At 59.9% G+C, this 17,796-nt stretch carries 17 protein-coding genes; 10 read left to right on the forward strand and 7 right to left on the reverse strand.

Features of this window, described 5'->3' with window-relative positions; translation table 11 throughout:
* The first annotated feature begins 61 nt into the window (after positions 1–61).
* Positions 62–1,036, forward strand: coding sequence for a protein-methionine-sulfoxide reductase catalytic subunit MsrP (gene msrP / locus KTQ42_RS17025; protein WP_217346545.1), 975 nt, complete (start codon positions 62–64; stop codon positions 1,034–1,036).
* A gap of 8 nt (positions 1,037–1,044) precedes the next feature.
* A complete protein-coding gene (gene msrQ, locus KTQ42_RS17030) occupies positions 1,045–1,680 on the forward strand; it encodes a protein-methionine-sulfoxide reductase heme-binding subunit MsrQ (protein WP_217347018.1) in 636 nt (211 codons plus the stop codon).
* 35 nt (positions 1,681–1,715) lie between these two features.
* Here msrQ and lysA read toward each other — a convergent pair whose 3' ends face one another.
* Together lysA and KTQ42_RS17040 are read right to left on the reverse strand one after the other, a co-directional pair.
* Entirely contained in the window at positions 1,716–2,999 is a 1,284-nt protein-coding gene (gene lysA / locus KTQ42_RS17035; protein WP_217346546.1) for a diaminopimelate decarboxylase, read from the reverse strand.
* 12 nt (positions 3,000–3,011) lie between these two features.
* Complete coding sequence (locus KTQ42_RS17040) at positions 3,012–3,194, reverse strand: lipoprotein (RefSeq protein WP_349292158.1); 183 nt, start codon at positions 3,192–3,194, stop codon at positions 3,012–3,014.
* A 39-nt stretch (positions 3,195–3,233) separates the two neighbouring features.
* On the opposite strand from KTQ42_RS17040, the gene cyaY reads away from it, so the two are divergent.
* A complete protein-coding gene (cyaY, locus tag KTQ42_RS17045) occupies positions 3,234–3,572 on the forward strand; it encodes an iron donor protein CyaY (protein ID WP_217346547.1) in 339 nt (112 codons plus the stop codon).
* Positions 3,573–3,578: 6 nt separating this feature from the next.
* Here cyaY and KTQ42_RS17050 read toward each other — a convergent pair whose 3' ends face one another.
* A complete protein-coding gene (locus KTQ42_RS17050) occupies positions 3,579–5,882 on the reverse strand; it encodes a penicillin-binding protein 1A (protein ID WP_249222799.1) in 2,304 nt (767 codons plus the stop codon).
* A gap of 391 nt (positions 5,883–6,273) precedes the next feature.
* Here KTQ42_RS17050 and KTQ42_RS17055 point away from each other — a divergent pair, with 391 nt between their 5' ends.
* From KTQ42_RS17055 to KTQ42_RS17085, 7 genes are all read left to right on the forward strand, one after another.
* Positions 6,274–7,347 carry a pilus assembly protein PilM gene (locus KTQ42_RS17055; RefSeq protein WP_217346549.1) on the forward strand — a complete coding sequence of 358 codons (1,074 nt, stop codon included), beginning with the start codon at positions 6,274–6,276 and terminating at the stop codon, positions 7,345–7,347.
* The gene (locus KTQ42_RS17060) at positions 7,347–7,961 is read left to right on the forward strand and encodes a PilN domain-containing protein (RefSeq protein ID WP_217346550.1); all 615 of its coding nucleotides are present in this window, start codon (positions 7,347–7,349) and stop codon (positions 7,959–7,961) included. Before KTQ42_RS17055 ends, KTQ42_RS17060 begins: the two co-directional genes overlap by 1 nt.
* A 15-nt stretch (positions 7,962–7,976) precedes the next feature.
* Positions 7,977–8,633, forward strand: coding sequence for a type 4a pilus biogenesis protein PilO (locus tag KTQ42_RS17065; RefSeq protein ID WP_217346551.1), 657 nt, complete (start codon positions 7,977–7,979; stop codon positions 8,631–8,633).
* Positions 8,630–9,166 (forward strand): pilus assembly protein PilP, encoded by a 537-nt coding sequence (locus KTQ42_RS17070; RefSeq protein WP_249222800.1) that lies wholly within the window; start codon positions 8,630–8,632, stop codon positions 9,164–9,166. Before KTQ42_RS17065 ends, KTQ42_RS17070 begins: the two co-directional genes overlap by 4 nt.
* Positions 9,163–11,250 (forward strand): type IV pilus secretin PilQ, encoded by a 2,088-nt coding sequence (gene pilQ, locus KTQ42_RS17075; protein WP_249222801.1) that lies wholly within the window; start codon positions 9,163–9,165, stop codon positions 11,248–11,250. The genes KTQ42_RS17070 and pilQ overlap by 4 nt, the downstream gene beginning before the upstream one ends.
* A 96-nt stretch (positions 11,251–11,346) precedes the next feature.
* Positions 11,347–12,984, forward strand: coding sequence for a bifunctional shikimate kinase/3-dehydroquinate synthase AroKB (aroKB, locus tag KTQ42_RS17080; RefSeq protein ID WP_217347021.1), 1,638 nt, complete (start codon positions 11,347–11,349; stop codon positions 12,982–12,984).
* A gap of 2 nt (positions 12,985–12,986) precedes the next feature.
* Positions 12,987–14,144, forward strand: coding sequence for a deoxyguanosinetriphosphate triphosphohydrolase (locus tag KTQ42_RS17085; RefSeq protein ID WP_217346553.1), 1,158 nt, complete (start codon positions 12,987–12,989; stop codon positions 14,142–14,144).
* A 39-nt stretch (positions 14,145–14,183) separates the two neighbouring features.
* Here the strand turns inward: KTQ42_RS17085 and KTQ42_RS17090 are convergent, their stop codons facing one another.
* The 4 genes from KTQ42_RS17090 to KTQ42_RS17105 all read right to left on the reverse strand — a co-directional run bounded on the left by KTQ42_RS17090 (position 14,184) and on the right by KTQ42_RS17105 (position 17,794).
* The gene (locus tag KTQ42_RS17090) at positions 14,184–15,284 is read right to left on the reverse strand and encodes an enoyl-CoA hydratase/isomerase family protein (protein ID WP_217347022.1); all 1,101 of its coding nucleotides are present in this window, start codon (positions 15,282–15,284) and stop codon (positions 14,184–14,186) included.
* Between the two features lie 198 nt (positions 15,285–15,482).
* The gene (locus KTQ42_RS17095) at positions 15,483–15,716 is read right to left on the reverse strand and encodes a hypothetical protein (protein WP_217346554.1); all 234 of its coding nucleotides are present in this window, start codon (positions 15,714–15,716) and stop codon (positions 15,483–15,485) included.
* A gap of 149 nt (positions 15,717–15,865) precedes the next feature.
* Entirely contained in the window at positions 15,866–16,234 is a 369-nt protein-coding gene (gene raiA / locus KTQ42_RS17100; RefSeq protein WP_217346555.1) for a ribosome-associated translation inhibitor RaiA, read from the reverse strand.
* A gap of 75 nt (positions 16,235–16,309) precedes the next feature.
* On the reverse strand, positions 16,310–17,794 hold the full coding sequence (locus tag KTQ42_RS17105) for an RNA polymerase factor sigma-54 (RefSeq protein WP_217346556.1): 1,485 nt from the start codon (positions 17,792–17,794) through the stop codon (positions 16,310–16,312).
* Between the last annotated feature and the right edge of the window lie 2 nt (positions 17,795–17,796).

Below are 17,796 nucleotides of genomic sequence, written 5' to 3' on the forward strand. Positions count from 1 at the left end.
ACGCGTGCGCCGGTTTTGGTGTACTGTTCTCCAGTTAATTCATGCACTCTGGAGCAACATCATGCTGATCAAACGCGGCCCCAACGGCATTGACCTGCCGTACGCATCCGAAATCACGCCCCGCCATGTCTTCGAATCCCGGCGCCGCTTTGTCCAGCAACTTGCGCTCGGCACCATCGCCGGCGGCGCCCTTCTGGAAATGGCGACCCGCGAAGCCTTCGCGCAAAACGCGCAGAAGCTCGCGGCCAAGCCCAATCCCGCCTTCGTGGTGATGGACAAGCCCACAAGCTATAAGGACGCCACGACCTACAACAACTTCTATGAATTCGGCACCGACAAGAGCGATCCGGCCCGCTATGCCGGATCGCTCAAGCCGCGGCCATGGACCATTGCCATCGAAGGCGAGGTCAACAAGCCGATGACCCTCGACATCGACGGCCTGATGAAGCTGGCCCCGCTGGAAGAGCGGATTTACCGTCTGCGCTGCGTGGAAGGCTGGTCGATGGTCGTGCCGTGGGTTGGCTTTTCCCTGTCGGAGCTGATCAAAAGGGTCGAGCCGAACGGCAATGCGAAATTCGTCGAGTTCGTCACCCTGGCCGACAAGGCGCAGATGCCCGGCCTGTCCAGCCCGGTGCTGAAATGGCCCTACGTGGAAGGCCTGCGCATGGATGAAGCCAATCATCCGCTGACCCTGCTGGCCGTGGGGATGTATGGCGAAGTGCTGCCGAACCAGAACGGCGCGCCGGTGCGCATCGTGGTGCCGTGGAAGTATGGCTTCAAGTCCGCCAAGTCCATCGTCAAGATCCGCTTCACCAGCAGCCAGCCGAAAACGGCATGGAATGTATCGGCGCCATCGGAGTACGGCTTCTACTCCAACGTCAATCCGGATGTGGACCATCCGCGCTGGTCGCAGGCCAGCGAACGGCGCATCGGGGAAGACGGCTTGTTTGCCAAGAAGCGCAAGACGCTGATGTTCAATGGCTATAACGAGGTGGCCAGCCTGTATACCGGCATGGACCTGAAGAAGCAGTTCTGATGGCAACCATGCTTGCCAGCCTGGATGCAAGGCAGCTGAAGCTGTTGAAAGGCGTGCTGTTCATCGCCGCCTGCGTGCCGTTCCTGCGGCTGGTGATCTTCACCTTGACCGATCAGCTGGGCGCCAATCCGGTCGAGTTCATCACCCGCAACACCGGCGACTGGACGCTGTATTTCCTCTGCATCACACTGGCCGTCACGCCCTTGCGGCGCTTAACCGGCTGGAACTGGCTGGTGCGCCTGCGCCGCATGCTGGGCCTGTTCGCCTTCTTTTATGCGTCGCTGCATTTCATGACTTTCCTCTGGTTCGACCATTTCTTCGATATCGCGGAAATGCTCAAGGATGTAGTCAAGCGGCCCTTCATCACTGTGGGCTTCGGCGCTTTCCTGCTGCTGATCCCGCTGGCGGCAACCAGCACCAATGCAATGATCAAGCGCCTTGGCGGCAAGCGCTGGCAGTGGCTGCACCGGCTGGTCTATCTGATCGCGCCGCTGGGCATACTGCATTACTGGTGGATGAAGGCGGGCAAGAATGATTTTTCACAGCCCATCCTGTTCGGGCTGATCGTGGCAGCCCTGCTGCTGCTGCGCCTGTACTGGCGGTTCATGCAAGGGCAGGGCATGGGTGCCCGGGCTGCCGGCTGACGCCGCGCTTGCAGCGCGCAACCGGCATCGCAGCCTCAGGGCAGCAGGGATTCCAGCGCGAACAGGTCGGCCGGATTCTCGCGCTTGCGCACCAGGTGCACCTGGTCGCCATCCACCATGACCTCGGCGGCGCGTCCGCGGGTGTTGTAGTTCGATGCCATCGTCATGCCATAAGCGCCGGCCGACATGATGGCCAGCAGGTCGCCGCTCTCGATGGCAAGCGAGCGTGAACGTGCCAGCCAGTCGCCCGATTCGCACACCGGGCCTACCACGTCGTAGATCCTTGCTTCCTGGGCGCGCTGCGTGACCTGCTTGACGCCATGCCAGGCTTCATACATCGCAGGACGCATCAGGTCGTTCATTGCCGCATCGACGATCGCGAAGTTCTTGCTCGCGCCATGCTTCAGATACTGCACTTCGGTGACCAGCACCCCGGCATTGCCAACGATGGACCGGCCTGGCTCGAACAGCACCTGGATCGGGCTGCCCTGATGCTTCTCGTCGCGCCAGGCATTGATGCGCGCAAACAGCCGGCCCAGGTAATCGCCCACCGCAACTGGCTGCTCCTCATCATAGGTAATGCCCAGGCCGCCGCCGATGTCCAGATGATGCAGCGGTATGCCCTGCGCCTCGAGCTGGTCGGCCAGCTCGATCACCTTGTCCAGCGCCTCCAGCAGCGGCGCATCGTCCAGCAGCTGCGAGCCGATATGGCAGTCGATGCCAACTACCTCCAGGTTGTCCAGGCCGGCGGCGACCTGATAGGTCGACAGCGTATCCTCATAAGCCACGCCGAACTTGTTTTCCTTCAGCCCGGTCGAGATGTAGGGATGGGTCTTCGCATCCACATTGGGATTGACGCGCAGCGATACCGGCGCCTTCTTGCCCATCGCGGCGGCGACTTCGTTCAGGCGGTGCAGTTCGGGAATGGATTCGACGTTGAAGCAGAGGATGTCATGCTGCAGCGCCAGGCGCATTTCCTCGCGCGACTTGCCGACGCCGGAAAAAATCACCTTGCGCGGATCGCCGCCTGCGGCGATCACCCGCAGCAATTCGCCGCCCGACACGATATCGAAACCCGATCCCTGCGATGCCAGCAGGCTGAGCACCGCGAGATTGGAATTGGACTTCACCGAATAGCAGACCAGGGCGGCGTCGGCGCCGCGCGCATGCTGCCGGCAAGCCTGGGCATAGGCGGAAAAGTTGTCGACCAGTGCCGCCCTGGAGTAGACATAGGTCGGCGTGCCAAAACGCTGGGCGATGGATTTCAGTGAAACGGCTTCGGCGCAGAACTCGCCGTCGCGATAGGAAAAATGCGGCATGGTGAAAGGGAGTCAGGGGGTAACGGGCTGTGGCGGTGTTGCGGTGTCGGGCAGCGGCGGTGCCGTATTGGACGGACCGGTCTGCCGCGGCGCTGGCTTGACCGGCATGTACAACGGTCCGGTCTGGCCGCAGCCGGCCAGCATCACGGCCAGCGCAATGGCACAGGAACCAGGCAAGTGAAACGGGAAGTTCACGATTAGAATCACGGGTGAATAAACTAAGCGGAGTGTAGCATGACGGATTCAGAATTCCTGGCGCTGGCCGAGGCCACGCTGGACAACATTGAAGGCGCATTCGAGCAGGTCGCCGAAGACACCGACGTCGATATCGAATGCAGCCGCAGCGGCAATGTGCTGCAGATCGAGTTTGCCGACAATGGCTCCAAGATCATCGTCAACAGCCAGGCGCCAATGAAGGAAATGTGGATCGCGGCGCGTTCCGGCGGCTTCCATTACCGGCGCATCGATGACCGCTGGATCAATACCCGCGACGGCTCCGAATTCTATGAAGCGCTGTCGCGCATGGCCAGCGAGCAGGCCGGCATCCCGTTGACATTGAAGGATGCCGGCTGAGCGGGCTTAGAACAGTTCGTTCTTGACTTCGTCCCGGGTCTTTTCAGGCTCGGCGCCGGCGCCAGTACCTGGCCCGGCCACGCCCAGCGTGCCAACGCCGCTGCCGGGCGGGTACTCGGCATAGTAATACTCGCCGCCTGCCGCGATCAGGCCATCCGGCATGGTGCGCTCATCCACCGGCACGCTTTTTAACGCCTTCTGCATGTAGCTGATCCAGATCGGCAGGGCGAGTCCGCCGCCGGTTTCTTTGTTGCCCAGGTTACGCGGCTGGTCGAAGCCCATCCATGCAATGCCCACCAGCTTGGACTGATAGCCGGCAAACCAGGCGTCGATGGAATCGTTGGTGGTGCCGGTCTTGCCGGCGATGTCGGGCCGCTTCAGCACCAGCGCCTTGGTGGCGGTGCCGTACTTCACGACGTCCTTCAGCATGCTGTCCATCACATACGCATTGCGCGCATCGATCACCCGATTGGCTTCGACGCCGGCCCGGTCCGGCTGCACTTCCGACAGCACCTTGCCGGAGGCATCGGTGATGCGGGAGATCAGGTAAGGATTGACCTTGTAGCCACCATTGGCGAAGACCGCATAGGCGCCTGCCATCTGCAGGGGCGTGACGGCGCCCGCGCCCAGGGCCAGCGTCAGATAGGCCGGGTTCTTGTCGGCGTCAAAGCCGAAGCGGGTCGCATATTCCTGTCCATATTTGGCGCCGATGCGGTTGAGGATGCGGATAGAGATCATGTTCTTGGACTTGGTCAGGCCCTTGCGCATGGTCATCGGGCCTTCATACTTGCCGTCATAGTTCTTTGGCTCCCATGCCTGGCCGCCGGTCTGGCCGGCATCGAAGGTCAGCGGCGAGTCATTGATGATGGTGGCGGGCGACAGGCCCTTTTCCAGCGACGCCGAATAGATGAAGGGCTTGAAGGACGAGCCTGGCTGGCGCCATGCCTGGGTCACATGATTGAACTTGTTGCGGCTGAAATCGAAGCCCCCGATCAGTGCGCGAATCGCGCCATCTTCCGTGCTGGCCGATACGAACGCCGATTCCACCTCGGGCATCTGGGTAATGCTCCATGCCTTGCCTTCCTGGATCACGCGGATGATCGCGCCACGCTTGACGCGCCGGTTGGGCGGCGCCTTGTCGCTCAGCAGGTTGCTGGCAAACGCCAGCCCGGGCCCGGTGATGGTGATCTCCTCGCCATTGGCCAATACCGCGCGCAGGGTCTTGGGATTGGCGTCCAGCACCACTGCCGCGATCAGGTCGTCGCTGTCCGGGTGGTCCGCCAGTTCGGTCTCGATCGCGTCTTCCGCTTCCTCGCGTGCCGCGGGGATGTCCATATAGCCTTCCGGGCCGCGATAGCCATGGCGCTTTTCGTAATCCATCACGCCGCGGCGCAGCGCGATGTAGGCGGCATCCTGGTCGGCCTTGGTGATGGTGGTGAACACATTCAGGCCGCGGGTATAGGTTTCATCGCGAAACTGCTCATAGACCAGCTGGCGCGTCATCTCGGCCACGTATTCGGCGTGAATGCCGAATTCAGTCGTTTCCGACTTGATCCGCAACTCTTCCGATTTCGCCGCTGCATAGGCTTCGTCGCTGATATAACCCAGGTCATGCATGCGCTGCAGGATGTACTGCTGGCGCGCCTTGGCCCGCTTTGGATTGACCACCGGGTTGTTGGCCGATGGCGCCTTGGGCAGGCCGGCCAGCATGGCGGCCTCGGCCAGGGTGATGTCGGACAGCTTCTTGCCGAAGTAGACCTGCGCGGCAGAGGCAAAGCCATAGGCGCGCTGTCCCAGGTAGATCTGGTTCATGTAGACCTCGAGGATCTGGTCCTTGCTGAGGTTCTGCTCGATCTTCCATGCCAGAAGAACTTCATACAGCTTGCGCTTGAGGGTCTGCTCGCTCGACAGGAAGAAATTGCGCGCCACCTGCTGCGTGATGGTGGACGCGCCCTGGCGCGCGCCGCCGGACAAATTGTGTATCGCCGCGCGCAGGATGCCCAGGTAATCGACGCCGCCATGTTCGTAGAAACGATCGTCTTCAATTGCCAGCACAGCCTGCTTCATCACGTCCGGAATTTCCTTGAAGCGGACAACATTGCGCCGCTCTTCACCGAATTCGCCAATCATCACGTTATCGGCGGTGAAGATGCGAAGCGGGATCTTGGGCCGGTAATCAGTGAGGGTATTCAGTTCAGGCAAATTCGGATACGCCATCGCGAGCATAAAGCCCAGCAATAAAACGCCGATAACAGCAAGGCCTGCAAGCAACCCCATGGTGCCCAGGGCAAGGCGCGCAAACAGATTCATGCGTGGCTTGGGCGGCGGAGCCTTGCGGGAAGGGGAGCCGGAAGTGTTGGGATGGTTCATGCGGGGGGAGGAAAAGAAGGGGCGGAGAGAAACAGCAAGTGCTCATTATAACGGCAGCTTGCTTCCGGGAGCTATCGGGGTCAGCAAATCACTATTCCCGGCAATACCCAAGCCTCGCGTGGGGTTTTGGCAACGACAAATAGTGTTACCCTACGGAAATTGCTTTACATCCAGAGATTCTTGTTGCTACGATCTGCCGACACCCTTTGAATGCGCTAAATATCGGTATTTAAAGGATTTTTTGACATGTTCGCTGGTGTAACGAATGTTAGACAAGCGCACGGATTTCGCGTTCGCTCAGAAAAATTTTCGGAAAGAAACGCTCCTGGCCATGGACTTTACCTCTTTATTGCAAAAGAAAAACGCACCCCTGATCGGACTGGACATCAGTTCGTCCAGCATCAAGCTGGTGGAGTTGTCGGATGTGGGCAAAGGCGTGCTGCGGCTGGAGCGTTATGCCAGCGAGCCGTTGCCACGCGGCGCAGTCGTTGACGGCAATATCGACAACATCGAGCAAGTCTCGGAAGCCGTCAGGCAGGTATGGGCCAAGAGCGGCACGCGCGCCAAGCTCGCCGTGCTGGGCATGCCGCCTGCAGCCGTCATTACCAAGAAAATCGTGCTGCCGGGCGGCTTGTCGGAAGACGAGCTCGAGCTTCAGGTGGAAAACGAAGCCAGCCAGTACATTCCTTTCGCGCTCGAGGAAGTCAGCCTTGATTTCGATGTGATCGGCCCGCTGCCCAATTCCCTGGAAGATGTCGAAGTGCTGCTGGCGGCATCCCGCAAGGAAAAGGTCGAGGACCGGGTAGCAGTCGCCGAGGCCGCCGGCCTGAAACCGAAGATCATGGATATCGAGTCCTACGCGGCGCGGGCAGCGCTGGAGCGCGTGATGCGCCAGCTGCCTCAGGGTGGACAGGGACAGATCGTGGCGCTGTTCCAGATCGGCGCGCAGGTCACCCATATTTCCGTGCTGCTGGACGGCCAGCCGCTGTATGAACGCGAGCAACCGTTTGGCGGCAACCAGCTCACCCAGGAAATCGCGCGCGCTTACGGCATGACGCCGGAGCAGGCGGAACACAGCAAGCGTTCCGGTGAACTGCCGGAAGGCTACGAGCGCGAACTGCTGGAGCCTTTCCTGGAAAGCGCCGCGGTCGAAGTCACCCGCGCCATTCAGTTCTTCTATACCTCCACCCCTTATACCCGCGTCGACCAGATCTATTTGGCTGGCGGCTGCGCGAGCATTCCCGGACTGGTGGATATCGTTGCCAGCCGCACCAAGGTGTCCACCGCTGTCGTCAGCCCCTTCCAGGGCATGCAGCTGGGCTCGTCGATTCGTGAAAAACAATTGCGCGCCGAAGCGCCGGCATATCTGGTTGCCTGCGGACTGGCCATGCGGAGGTTTGACTGATGGTCAGAATCAACCTGCTTCCCCACCGGGAAGCCCGGCGCAAGGAGCGCAAGACGGCCTTCGTTGCCATGCTGGTCGCGGCAATGTTCGCGGGCAGCCTGCTGGTGATCGTCGTGGGCGGCGTGATTTCGTCGCGCATCGCCGTCCAGAACGAGCGCAATGAATTCATCCAGGCGGAAAACACCAAGCTCGACGTGCAGATCAGGGAAATCGCCACCCTGAAGCAGGAGATCGCGGCCCTGAAGGCGCGCCAGCAGGCGGTGGAAGACCTGCAGAGCGACCGCAACCAGCCGGTGTATCTGATGGACGAACTGGTCAGGCAGGTGCCGGATGGGATCTATCTGCGCGCATTCAAGCAGGCCGGACAAAAGGTCACGCTCAATGGCCATGCGCAGTCCAACGAGCATGTCTCCACGCTGCTGCGCAACCTGGGCAATGTGTCGCCCTGGCTGGAGCAGCCCGAACTGGTGGAGATCCGGGCCGCAACGGCGGGGCAGGGCAAGGATCTGCGCCGGGTATTCGAATTCACGGTGAACGTGGCGATCAAGCGCTCGCCAAGGACGGAAGCCACGCCGGCGGTTGTGCCGGTATCCGTTGCTTCCAATCGTCCGTAAAGCTGGGGACATTAGATGGCAACCATGAAACGTTTCGATATTGCGGCCCAGTTCCAGAACCTGAACGGACGCCACCCCGGACAATGGCCTCTGCTGCCGCGCGCCTTGTGTGGCGCCGGCGTGCTGCTGGCAGTACTGGCGCTGGGCTGGTTCTTTTACTGGGATGCGCAGCTCGAGGACCTTAGCCAGGGCGAAAGGCGCGAGCAGGAACTGCGCGAGGCCTACAAGAGCAAGGTGCAGCAGGCGGTCAACCTCGACGCGCTGAGAAAGCAGAAGGAACAGGTCGGCGAATATGTCGCCACGCTGGAAAAGCAGCTGCCCAGCAAGGCTGAAATGGATGCGCTGCTGTCGGACATCAACCAGGCGGGCCTGGGACGCGGCCTGCAGTTTGAATTGTTCAAGCCGGGGCAGGTCGTGGTGAAGGACTACTACGCCGAGCTGCCGATTGATATCAAGATCACTGGCAGTTACCACGATGTCGCCGCCTTCACCAGCGACATCGCCAACCTGCCGCGCATTGTGACCCTGAACAATCTGAGCCTGGCCACAGGCAAGGACAACAACCTGCTGAGCATGGAAGCGGTGGCCAAGACCTTCCGCTATCTGGACAAGGAAGAACTGGCTGCGCAGCGCAAGGCCGAAGCGGATGCCAAGAAGGGAGCGAAGAAATGACGCTACTGCGTATGGGGCGGGCGCTCTGCTGCTGCCTGCTGCCTTCCATGCTGGCCGCATGCGGCGACGGGGGCATTGCCGAAGTCAGGCAATGGATGGATGAGACCCGCCGACAAACCCGGGTGGTGGTGCCGAAACTGGCCGAGCCGAAGAAGTTCATTCCCTTCACGTACGCCGGCAGAACCGCAACAGATCCCTACAGCCCGGCCAAGTTCATCAATGCGCTGCCGCCCGCCGGGACGGGCGGTGGTTTCAAGCCGAACCTCGATCGCCGGCGCGAAGCGCTGGAATCCTACCCGCTGGACAACCTGAAAATGGTAGGCACGCTGCAGAAACAAGGAGCGAGTTTTGTGCTGGTACAGGCAGACCGTACCGTATTCCAGGCCAGGGTCGGCAATTACATCGGCCAGAACATGGGCCAGATCACCAGGATTACCGACAGCGAAGTGGAACTGAAGGAAGTCGTACAGGACGCGTCCGGCGAATGGGTCGAGCGCACAGCCAAGCTGGAGCTGCAGGAGAGCAAAAAATGATCAATCAAAACTATCGTGCCCTTGTCCGTGGCTGTGTTGCGGTCTGTATCGCCGGCGCTTTCGGCATCAGCCACGCGCAGGAAAACACCATCGAGTCCATTGCGGCCAACCAGCAGGGTTCCAATGTGATCGTCAAGGTCGCAATGAAGAATCCGGTACAGAAGCCGCCCATCGGATTTTCAATCACGAGCCCGGCCCGGATTGCGCTGGATTTCGCCGGCACCAACAGCACGATCAAGACGCCCATGCAGGAAATCGGCGTGGGCGACGTACGCAGCGTCAATATCGTCCAGGCGGGAGACCGCTCCAGGCTGGTCTTCAACCTGAACCGGCCGTTGAATTATGCAACGGCGGTGGATGGCAATATCGTCACGGTCACCATCGACGGCTCGGGCGGCGTTGCACGCGCGGTCAACGCCGCCGGCGTGCCGGTGGTGCAGGCAGTGCCGGCCGCTGCGCCGGGCGCCGCCATTGCAGGCAAGCCGGCGATACGCGACATCGATTTTCGCCGTGGCGTGGCGGGCGAGGGCAGGATCGTGATCGATCTGCCAGCCAGCCAGGTCGGCGTGGACGTGCGGCAGCAAGGGCAGAAAATCGTCGTCGACCTGATGAAGGCCAGCCTGCCAGAGGTACTGCGGCGTCGCATGGATGTCGGCGACTTCGGCACGCCGGTGCAAACCGTGACGGCAACGGCCCAGGGCGAAAATGTCCGGATGGTGATCGAGCCCAAGGGCTTGTGGGAACACAGCGCTTATCAAAGCGACTCCCAGCTGGTCGTCGAGGTGCGTCCGCTGAAGGAAGAGGCGAACAAGCTCAGCCAGGGCAATCAGGGATATCGCGGCGAGAAGCTGTCGCTCAATTTCCAGAATGTGGAAGTGCGTGCGGTGCTGCAGGTCATTGCCGATTTCACGGGCCTGAACATCATTACCAGCGACACCGTGGCCGGCAACCTGACATTGCGCCTGAAAGACGTGCCGTGGGACCAGGCGCTGGACATCGTGATGCAGGCCAAGGGCCTGGACATGCGCAAGAACGGCAATGTGCTGTGGATAGCGCCGAAGGATGAACTGCTGACCAAGGAAAAGCTGGAACTGGAACAGCGCTCGCAGATTGCTGAACTGGAGCCGCTGCGCACCGAGACCTTCCAGCTCAATTACCAGAAGGCTGAATCGTTCAAGGGCATCCTGGACAATGCCGGAGGTAGCGGCCGCACCATCCTGTCCAAGCGTGGCAGCGCCGTCATCGATCCAAGGACCAACCAGCTTTTCGTGACCGATATCGGCTCCAAGGTTGAAGAGATCCGCAAGCTGGTGCAAAAGACCGATATCGCCAGCCGGCAGGTGCTGATCGAGGCGCGCATCGTGGAAGCGAACGACACCTTCAGCCGCAATCTCGGTGCAAAGCTCGGTTTTGGCGTGCAGAACAACGCTGCCAACATTGGCGGCCAGCAGGGACTGACCACCAATGTGCCGACGCCCATACAGGGGAATTCAGTCAATCTGCCAGCAGCCGCCATCAATGGCGCCGCCGCAGGCTCCGTCGCACTGACGCTGTTCAACTCCGCGGCGACACGCTTCATCAGCCTGGAATTGTCCGCACTCGAGTCGGATGGCAAGGGCAAGGTCCTGTCCAGCCCGCGCGTCATCACCGCCGACCAACTCAAGGCCACCATAGAGCAGGGCACTGAGTTGCCTTATCAGACTGCTACAAGCAGTGGCGCCACCGCGCTTTCGTTCCGCAAGGCAAACCTGAAGCTGGAAGTCATTCCGCAAATCACGCCTGACGGCAATGTGATTCTCGATGTCGACGTCAACAAGGACAGCGTCGGACAGCAAACCACGAACGGCTTGGCGATCGATACCAAGCATGTCAAGACCCAGGTGTTAATCGAAAATGGCGGCACGGTCGTAATCGGCGGTATTTATATCCAGGAAGATCGCGATACAATCAACAAAGTACCGGTGCTTGGTGACATACCGGTCATGGGGAACCTGTTCAGGCAAACAGCACGCAAGGCCGACAAGACCGAATTGCTGATCTTTCTGACGCCCAAGGTTCTCAGCGATAAACTGGCCGTGAGGTAAAAGAGAATTGAATTTCCTGAAGGCAGTGTCCTGCACTGCACGAAGCCCGTGGTAATCCCGAAAGAGGGCACGGGCAACATCTTTCTGGTAGGACTGATGGGTTCCGGCAAGACGACAGTCGGCCGCGCGCTCGCAAAAAAACTCAATAAACGCTTCTTTGATTCCGACCACGAAATTGAAGCGCGTACCGGCGCGTCGATTCCGCTGATTTTTGAAATCGAAGGCGAAGCATCCTTCCGTCAGCGGGAAGCGGACATGATCCGCGACCTGACTGCCTGCGATGGCATCGTGCTGGCGACCGGCGGTGGCAGCATCCTCAATCCGCAAAGTCGCGAATACCTGAAGTCGCGCGGTCTGGTCATCTACCTGCGCGCCGGTGTCAACAGCATCCTGCAACGCACCGGACACGACAAGAATCGGCCGCTGCTGCAGACAGCCGATCCGCGTCGCCGCCTGGAAGAACTGACTATCCAGCGCGAACCCTATTACAGAGAAGTAGCTGACATCGTGATCGAGACCGGGCGCCCTAACGTACAATACCTGGTCCAATCCATTGTGGCGCAACTGGATAGTCTTGCAGCAAGACGCGAGCTTGCCAGTGCGCCTGTGTCCCGTACCGATGCCATGAACCAGGCTGTTTCCGCGACCGAAAGCGTTTCCCTGAATGTCGAACTGGGCGAGCGCAGTTATCCGATTGTGATCGGCCAGTCCCTGCTGGCCCACAGCAGCGGTATCGTGGATGCCGTTGCCGGCAAGCGCGCTGCCGTTGTCACCAATACAGTTGTCGCTCCCATTTACCTTGAGGTGGTCGAACAGTCGCTGCTAGCCGCTGGCAAGCAGGTGACACGCATCGTCCTGCCGGATGGCGAAGAGCACAAGACCTGGGAAAACCTGCAGCGCATCTACGATGGCTTGCTGGCCGACCAGTGCGACCGTAAGACCACCATCATCGCATTGGGCGGCGGCGTCATCGGCGACATGGCGGGCTTTGCGGCGGCAACCTATATGCGCGGCGTGCCTTTCGTGCAGGTGCCCACAACCCTGCTTGCCCAGGTGGATTCCTCGGTTGGCGGCAAGACGGGCATCAATCACCCGCTGGGCAAGAACATGATAGGGGCGTTCTACCAGCCCCAGGCCGTGATTGCCGACACGTCCACGCTCAACACGCTGCCCGCCAGGGAGCTGTCCGCCGGCCTTGCCGAAGTGATCAAGCATGGCGCAATCATCGATGCGGCATTTTTTGACTGGATCGAAGCGCATATCGATGCCTTGCTGGCGCGTGACCCGGCTGCACTGGCCTATGCAATCAGGCGGTCTTGCGAGATCAAGGCGGACGTCGTGCGCCAGGACGAACGCGAAGGCGGGCTGCGCGCCATCCTGAATTTCGGACATACCTTCGGCCACGCGATCGAATCCGGCATGGGTTATGGCGAATGGCTGCATGGCGAGGCGGTGGGCTGTGGCATGGTGATGGCTGCAGACTTGTCCCATCGGCTGGGCTACATCGATGCCAGCGCGCGGGACCGGGTCGCAGCACTGGTGCGGGCTGCAGGCTTGCCTGATGTCGCGCCTGACCTTGGCGCGGAGCGCTGGCTCGAGCTGATGCAGGTCGACAAGAAGAATGAAGGCGGGCAGATTCGCTTCATTCTGCTCAAGCCACTCGGCAAGCCCATCATGACGACCGTGCCGCAGGAAGTGTTGCTGGAAACCCTGAAAGCCTGTACCAGAAGCTGATCATGGACTTTGAAGCCTACCTCGCCCCATATGCTGCGACATCATCGCATTCCCAGGGGCGACGGTATGCTGAGCCTGCGAGCACATCGCGCACGGAATTCCAGCGTGACCGCGATCGCATCGTGCATTGCGGCGCCTTCCGGCGGCTGGAATACAAGACCCAGGTCTTCGTCAACCATGAGGGCGACCTGTTCCGGACCCGGCTGACGCACAGCATCGAAGTCGCGCAGATTGCCCGCTCGATTGCGCGCAACCTGCGTTTGAATGAAGACCTGGTGGAGGCGATCTCGCTGGCGCACGACCTTGGTCACACGCCATTTGGCCATGCCGGCCAGGATGCATTGCATGTCTGCATGAAGGACTACGGCGGATTCGAGCACAATCTGCAAAGCCTGCGCGTGGTGGATATGCTCGAACAGCGTTATGGCGGTTTCGACGGGCTGAACCTGATGTTCGAAACGCGCGAGGGAATCCTGAAGCATTGCACTGCCGCGCATGCCGCGGAGCTTGGCGACATCGGCAAGCGGTTTCTGGAAAAGAAGCAGCCAACGCTGGAAGCGCAACTGGCCAACCTGGCCGACGAAATTGCCTACAACAACCATGATATCGATGACGGACTGCGCTCGGGCCTGTTGACGGTAGAACAACTGGAAACCATCGATTTCTTCGCTCGTCACAAGCGCGAGGCGGAAGCTGCGTTCCCAGGAATCGGTGGACGCCGCGCCATTAATGAAACGGTGCGCCGGATGATCAATGCATTGATCATCGATCTGATCGATACATCCAGGGAGCGCATACGCGCCAGCGGTGTGCAAAGCGTCGAGGAAGTCCGGATTGCCGGCCCCCTGATTGCCTTTTCAGAAAGCATGCGCAGCGAAGCGCTATTGCTCAAGCGCTTCCTCCGCAAGAACCTGTATCAGCATTACCAGGTCAACCGCATGACCAGCAAGGCGCGTCGCGTCGTGACGGAGCTGTTCAGCATCTTCATGCAGGAACCGGCGCTTCTCCCGCCTTCCTATCAGCTTGCGCGCGATGCTGGCGTGGATGAAGCGCAGCACACTGCCTTGCAGGCACGCAGCGTCTCGGATTACATAGCGGGCATGACCGACCGTTATGCAATGCGTGAACACAGGCGCCTGTTTGCCATCGAGGAAACCTGAAGCCGCCGTGCGCGATGGCACGGCGGGCAAGTAATTCAATCAGGCTAGATCGCGTAGCGGATGGGCGTAATCAGGCCAGGCCTCCACGAAATAGGCGCTGACCTGCTCGGCGCTGACTTCCGCCACATTGGCTGGCATCCAGCGCGGCGCATTGTCCTTTTCAATCACCCGCGCCCGTATGCCTTCCAGCACTTCGGTGCCTTCGAACGAGCGTCGGATCATCACGCGTTCCATGCGCAGGCAATCGGCCACTGACAGCGTGGCACCGCGTCGCAACTGCTCCAGCGTCACGCACAGCAGCAAAGGAGAACCGCGATGCATCGCGCTCAATGACTTGTCTGCAAAGTCACTGTTATCGCCCGCAAGCGAAGTCATGATGGCGGCGATGCTGTCATGCGCGAAGTGACGGTCGATTTCCGCCCGCTGCCGGGCCAGCATGCTGTTCTCGGGATCGGCTTCGGAACGATAGGGCGCTGCAAAGCGGCTTATTCTTTCCGTAATCTGCTTGCCGCTTGCCATTGGCTCCGTCTCAAGCATGGTCAGCAGTTCCGGCAGTGCGGCCGAGGGAAGAAAGAGATCGGCCAGTCCGGCGTAGAGCGCATCGGCGGCGGCGATGGTTTGTCCAGTCAGCCCCAGCCACACGCCCAGCTTGCCTGGCAGACGGGAAAGGAAATAGCCGCCGCCTACATCCGGGAACAGACCGATATGCACTTCAGGCATCGCCATCGCGGTCTTGTCAGTCACGATGCGTAACTGGCTCTGTGCGCTACCTTGCGATATTCCCATGCCGCCGCCCATGACAATCCCGTCCATCAGCGCAATGTATGGCTTGCTGTAATGATGAATCAGGTGATTCAGTGCGTATTCTTCGGTGAAGAAATCTTCCAGCAATGCGCTGCCGCCAGCGGGACCCGCCGTGCCGACTTCATGAAAGAACCGGATGTCGCCACCCGCACAGAAAGCCCGTTGGCTGCTTGATCGTATGACGACTGCGAAGACATCCTCGTTGGCTTGCCATTCACGCAGAAGCGCAGTGAGCGCTCTTATCATGTCCAGCGATAAGGCATTCAATGCCTTGGCCCGATCAAGGGTCATGAAACCGATATGGTTTCTTATTGTGCCGGTAAGGTGTCCGCTCATATTGGCCTGGTCAAAAGCGCCTGACAAAAATGCCTTTGCCATCCTTAAAGCCAGACCACCTGTGCCGGCCGTCTCCAGGAAATTCCCTTGTGCTTCGTTGTCAGGCGCGTTAATGAAGGTGCATAGTTTAGCAACATTCAGGAAACGCAGCCTGATGTGAACCGGCCTCCGAGCGTGCGGATACCGGTCTGCAGAAATTTAATGTGCTGCGCTTGCCTTGGCCAGAACCACAGTCCAGCGATTGAACAGCAGCATTTGCAGGTGGCCGGGATCATCGCCAGGGCGGCAATCAATGATGGGATTGACGCTGTATTGATTTTTCCGCACTTCGCGGCGGATCCGCATTTCTCGGCGGCCTACGCGCAGCATGAAGCCGGCTGGTGCCTGATCGAGGTAAAGGGGATTGCTTGCGGTAGTATTGAATTGCGCCATGACGTCTTCTCCAGGGCAGAAACGTTGAACATGGCGTTAATGTATCACAAGTACTGTATGTATAAACAGTATTTTCGAACTGTGGTTTTTTATGCAAGGCGCTTGGAGCGCCCTGCGTTCATGCATTTTACGGGAATGCGCTGTGTGGCTCAGGCAGCCGGTGCCGCCGCGGTGCCGTCACTATCTTCCTCGATCATGCGCTTGATGCCGGCATGCTGATGGTCCTGGATCCTGGTCTTGTATTTCAAGACCTGGCGATCGAGCTTGTCGATCAGCGTATCAATGGCGGCGTACAGGTCCTGCGCAATGCTGGCCACATGCACATCCTTGCCCCGTAGCCTCAGGGTGATCTCGGCGCGCTGGCGCCTTTCTTTCTCAGGGAGATTATCAACGGCCAAGATGACCGCTATATCAATGACATGGTCGAAATGGCGCTTGATCCGCTCAAGCTTGCCTTGCACGTATTCACGAATTGCGGGAGTCACTTCGAGATGATGTCCACTGATGGTGAGATTCATACTACGCTCCTGTGAAAGGCCGGCAGAGGTTTCACTGAAGATGAAACATGTCAGCGAGTTACATGCTGCAAAAAACTACAAGGACTTGCGCAGGTTGACTGGAGGGATCTTCAGGGCTTCCCGATATTTTGCGACGGTACGGCGTGCCACGACCATACCCTGTTCCGCCAGCATTTCTGCGATGCGACTATCGGAAAATGGATTCTTCGGGTCTTCGGCTCCTATGAGTTGTTTGATCAACGCCCGGATTGCAGTCGATGAGGCTTCGCCGCCTGCATCGGTTGCAACATGGCTGCCAAAGAAGTACTTCAACTCGAACATGCCATGCGGCGTGAGCATGTATTTCTGTGTTGTCACACGCGAGATGGTGCTTTCGTGTAAACCCAGTGTATCAGCTATTTCTCGTAACACAAGAGGTCGCATTGCCACGGCGCCATGAGAGAAAAAATTGCGCTGGCGGTCCACAATCGCCTGGGCCACGCGCAGGATGGTATCGAAACGCTGGCGCATGTTCTTGATCAGCCATTTCGCTTCCTGCAGCTGTGAACTCATCGAGCCTTCGCCCTTGCTCTGCTTGAGGATGTTGGCATACAGCGCATTGACGCGCAGGCGCGGCATCACCTCGTGATTCAGTGTCACCTGCCAGCCGTTCTTGCCGCGCTTGACGATCACGTCGGGCACGACATAGTCGGATGCGTCGCTGGCGAACATGGCCCCAGGATGCGGATTGCATTGCCGGATCACTACCTGGGCCTCGCGCAGGTCCTCCTCGTCGCAGTCCAGGGATTTTTTCAACTTGTTGAAGTCGCGCTGGGCAAACAGCTGCAAGTGCTTCTCGACGATCTGCAGCGCGGTGCGGCGCGTCACCATGGGAACGCGGGGCATGCGCCTGATCTGCAGCGCCAGGCATTCCGACGCGTCGCGCGCGCCGACGCCGGGCGGGTCGAAGCTTTGCAAGAGCTTCAGCGCCATCGACAGCTCCTCGATCTCGACTTCCAGTTCCTCCGGCAGTCGCGCGTGGATCTCCTCCAGCGGCTCGGTCAGATAACCGTTGTCATCCAGCGCATCGATGACCAGTTCAACCAGTGCGCGGTCGCGCGGATTCTGGACGGTCACGCGCATCTGTTCCAGCAGATGCTCGCGCAGGGTCAGCTCATGCGCTTCCATCTGGGGACGGGCGTCGTCGTCTTCCGGCGCCTTGGACGTCCGCGCAACGTCGTCGAAACTCCAGTCGGCATCGGCGCCGCTATCGCTGCTTTCGCCGCCGCCTTCGCCGGCCTCGAAGCCGCCTTCGCCTTCCGCGGAAGGGGCGGCATCGGAAGCGGGTGCGTCGCTGCTTGGCGTGGAGGTGGGTGCGCTGCTGACGGAGCCGTCGGCCAGCAGCCTGATCGAATGGTCAAGCGGATCATCCAGACGTTCAAGCAGCGGATTCTCCGACAGGATCTGTTCCAGTTCCTGATGCAGTTCCAGCGTTGAGAGCTGCAGCAGCCGGATCGACTGCTGCAGTTGCGGCGTCAGCGCAAGATGCTGGGATACGCGGAGTTGAAGTGTCTGTTTCATTT

This window comes from Noviherbaspirillum sp. L7-7A, assembly GCF_019052805.1.
In the GTDB taxonomy this organism is placed as follows: Bacteria; Pseudomonadota; Gammaproteobacteria; order Burkholderiales; family Burkholderiaceae_D; genus Noviherbaspirillum_A.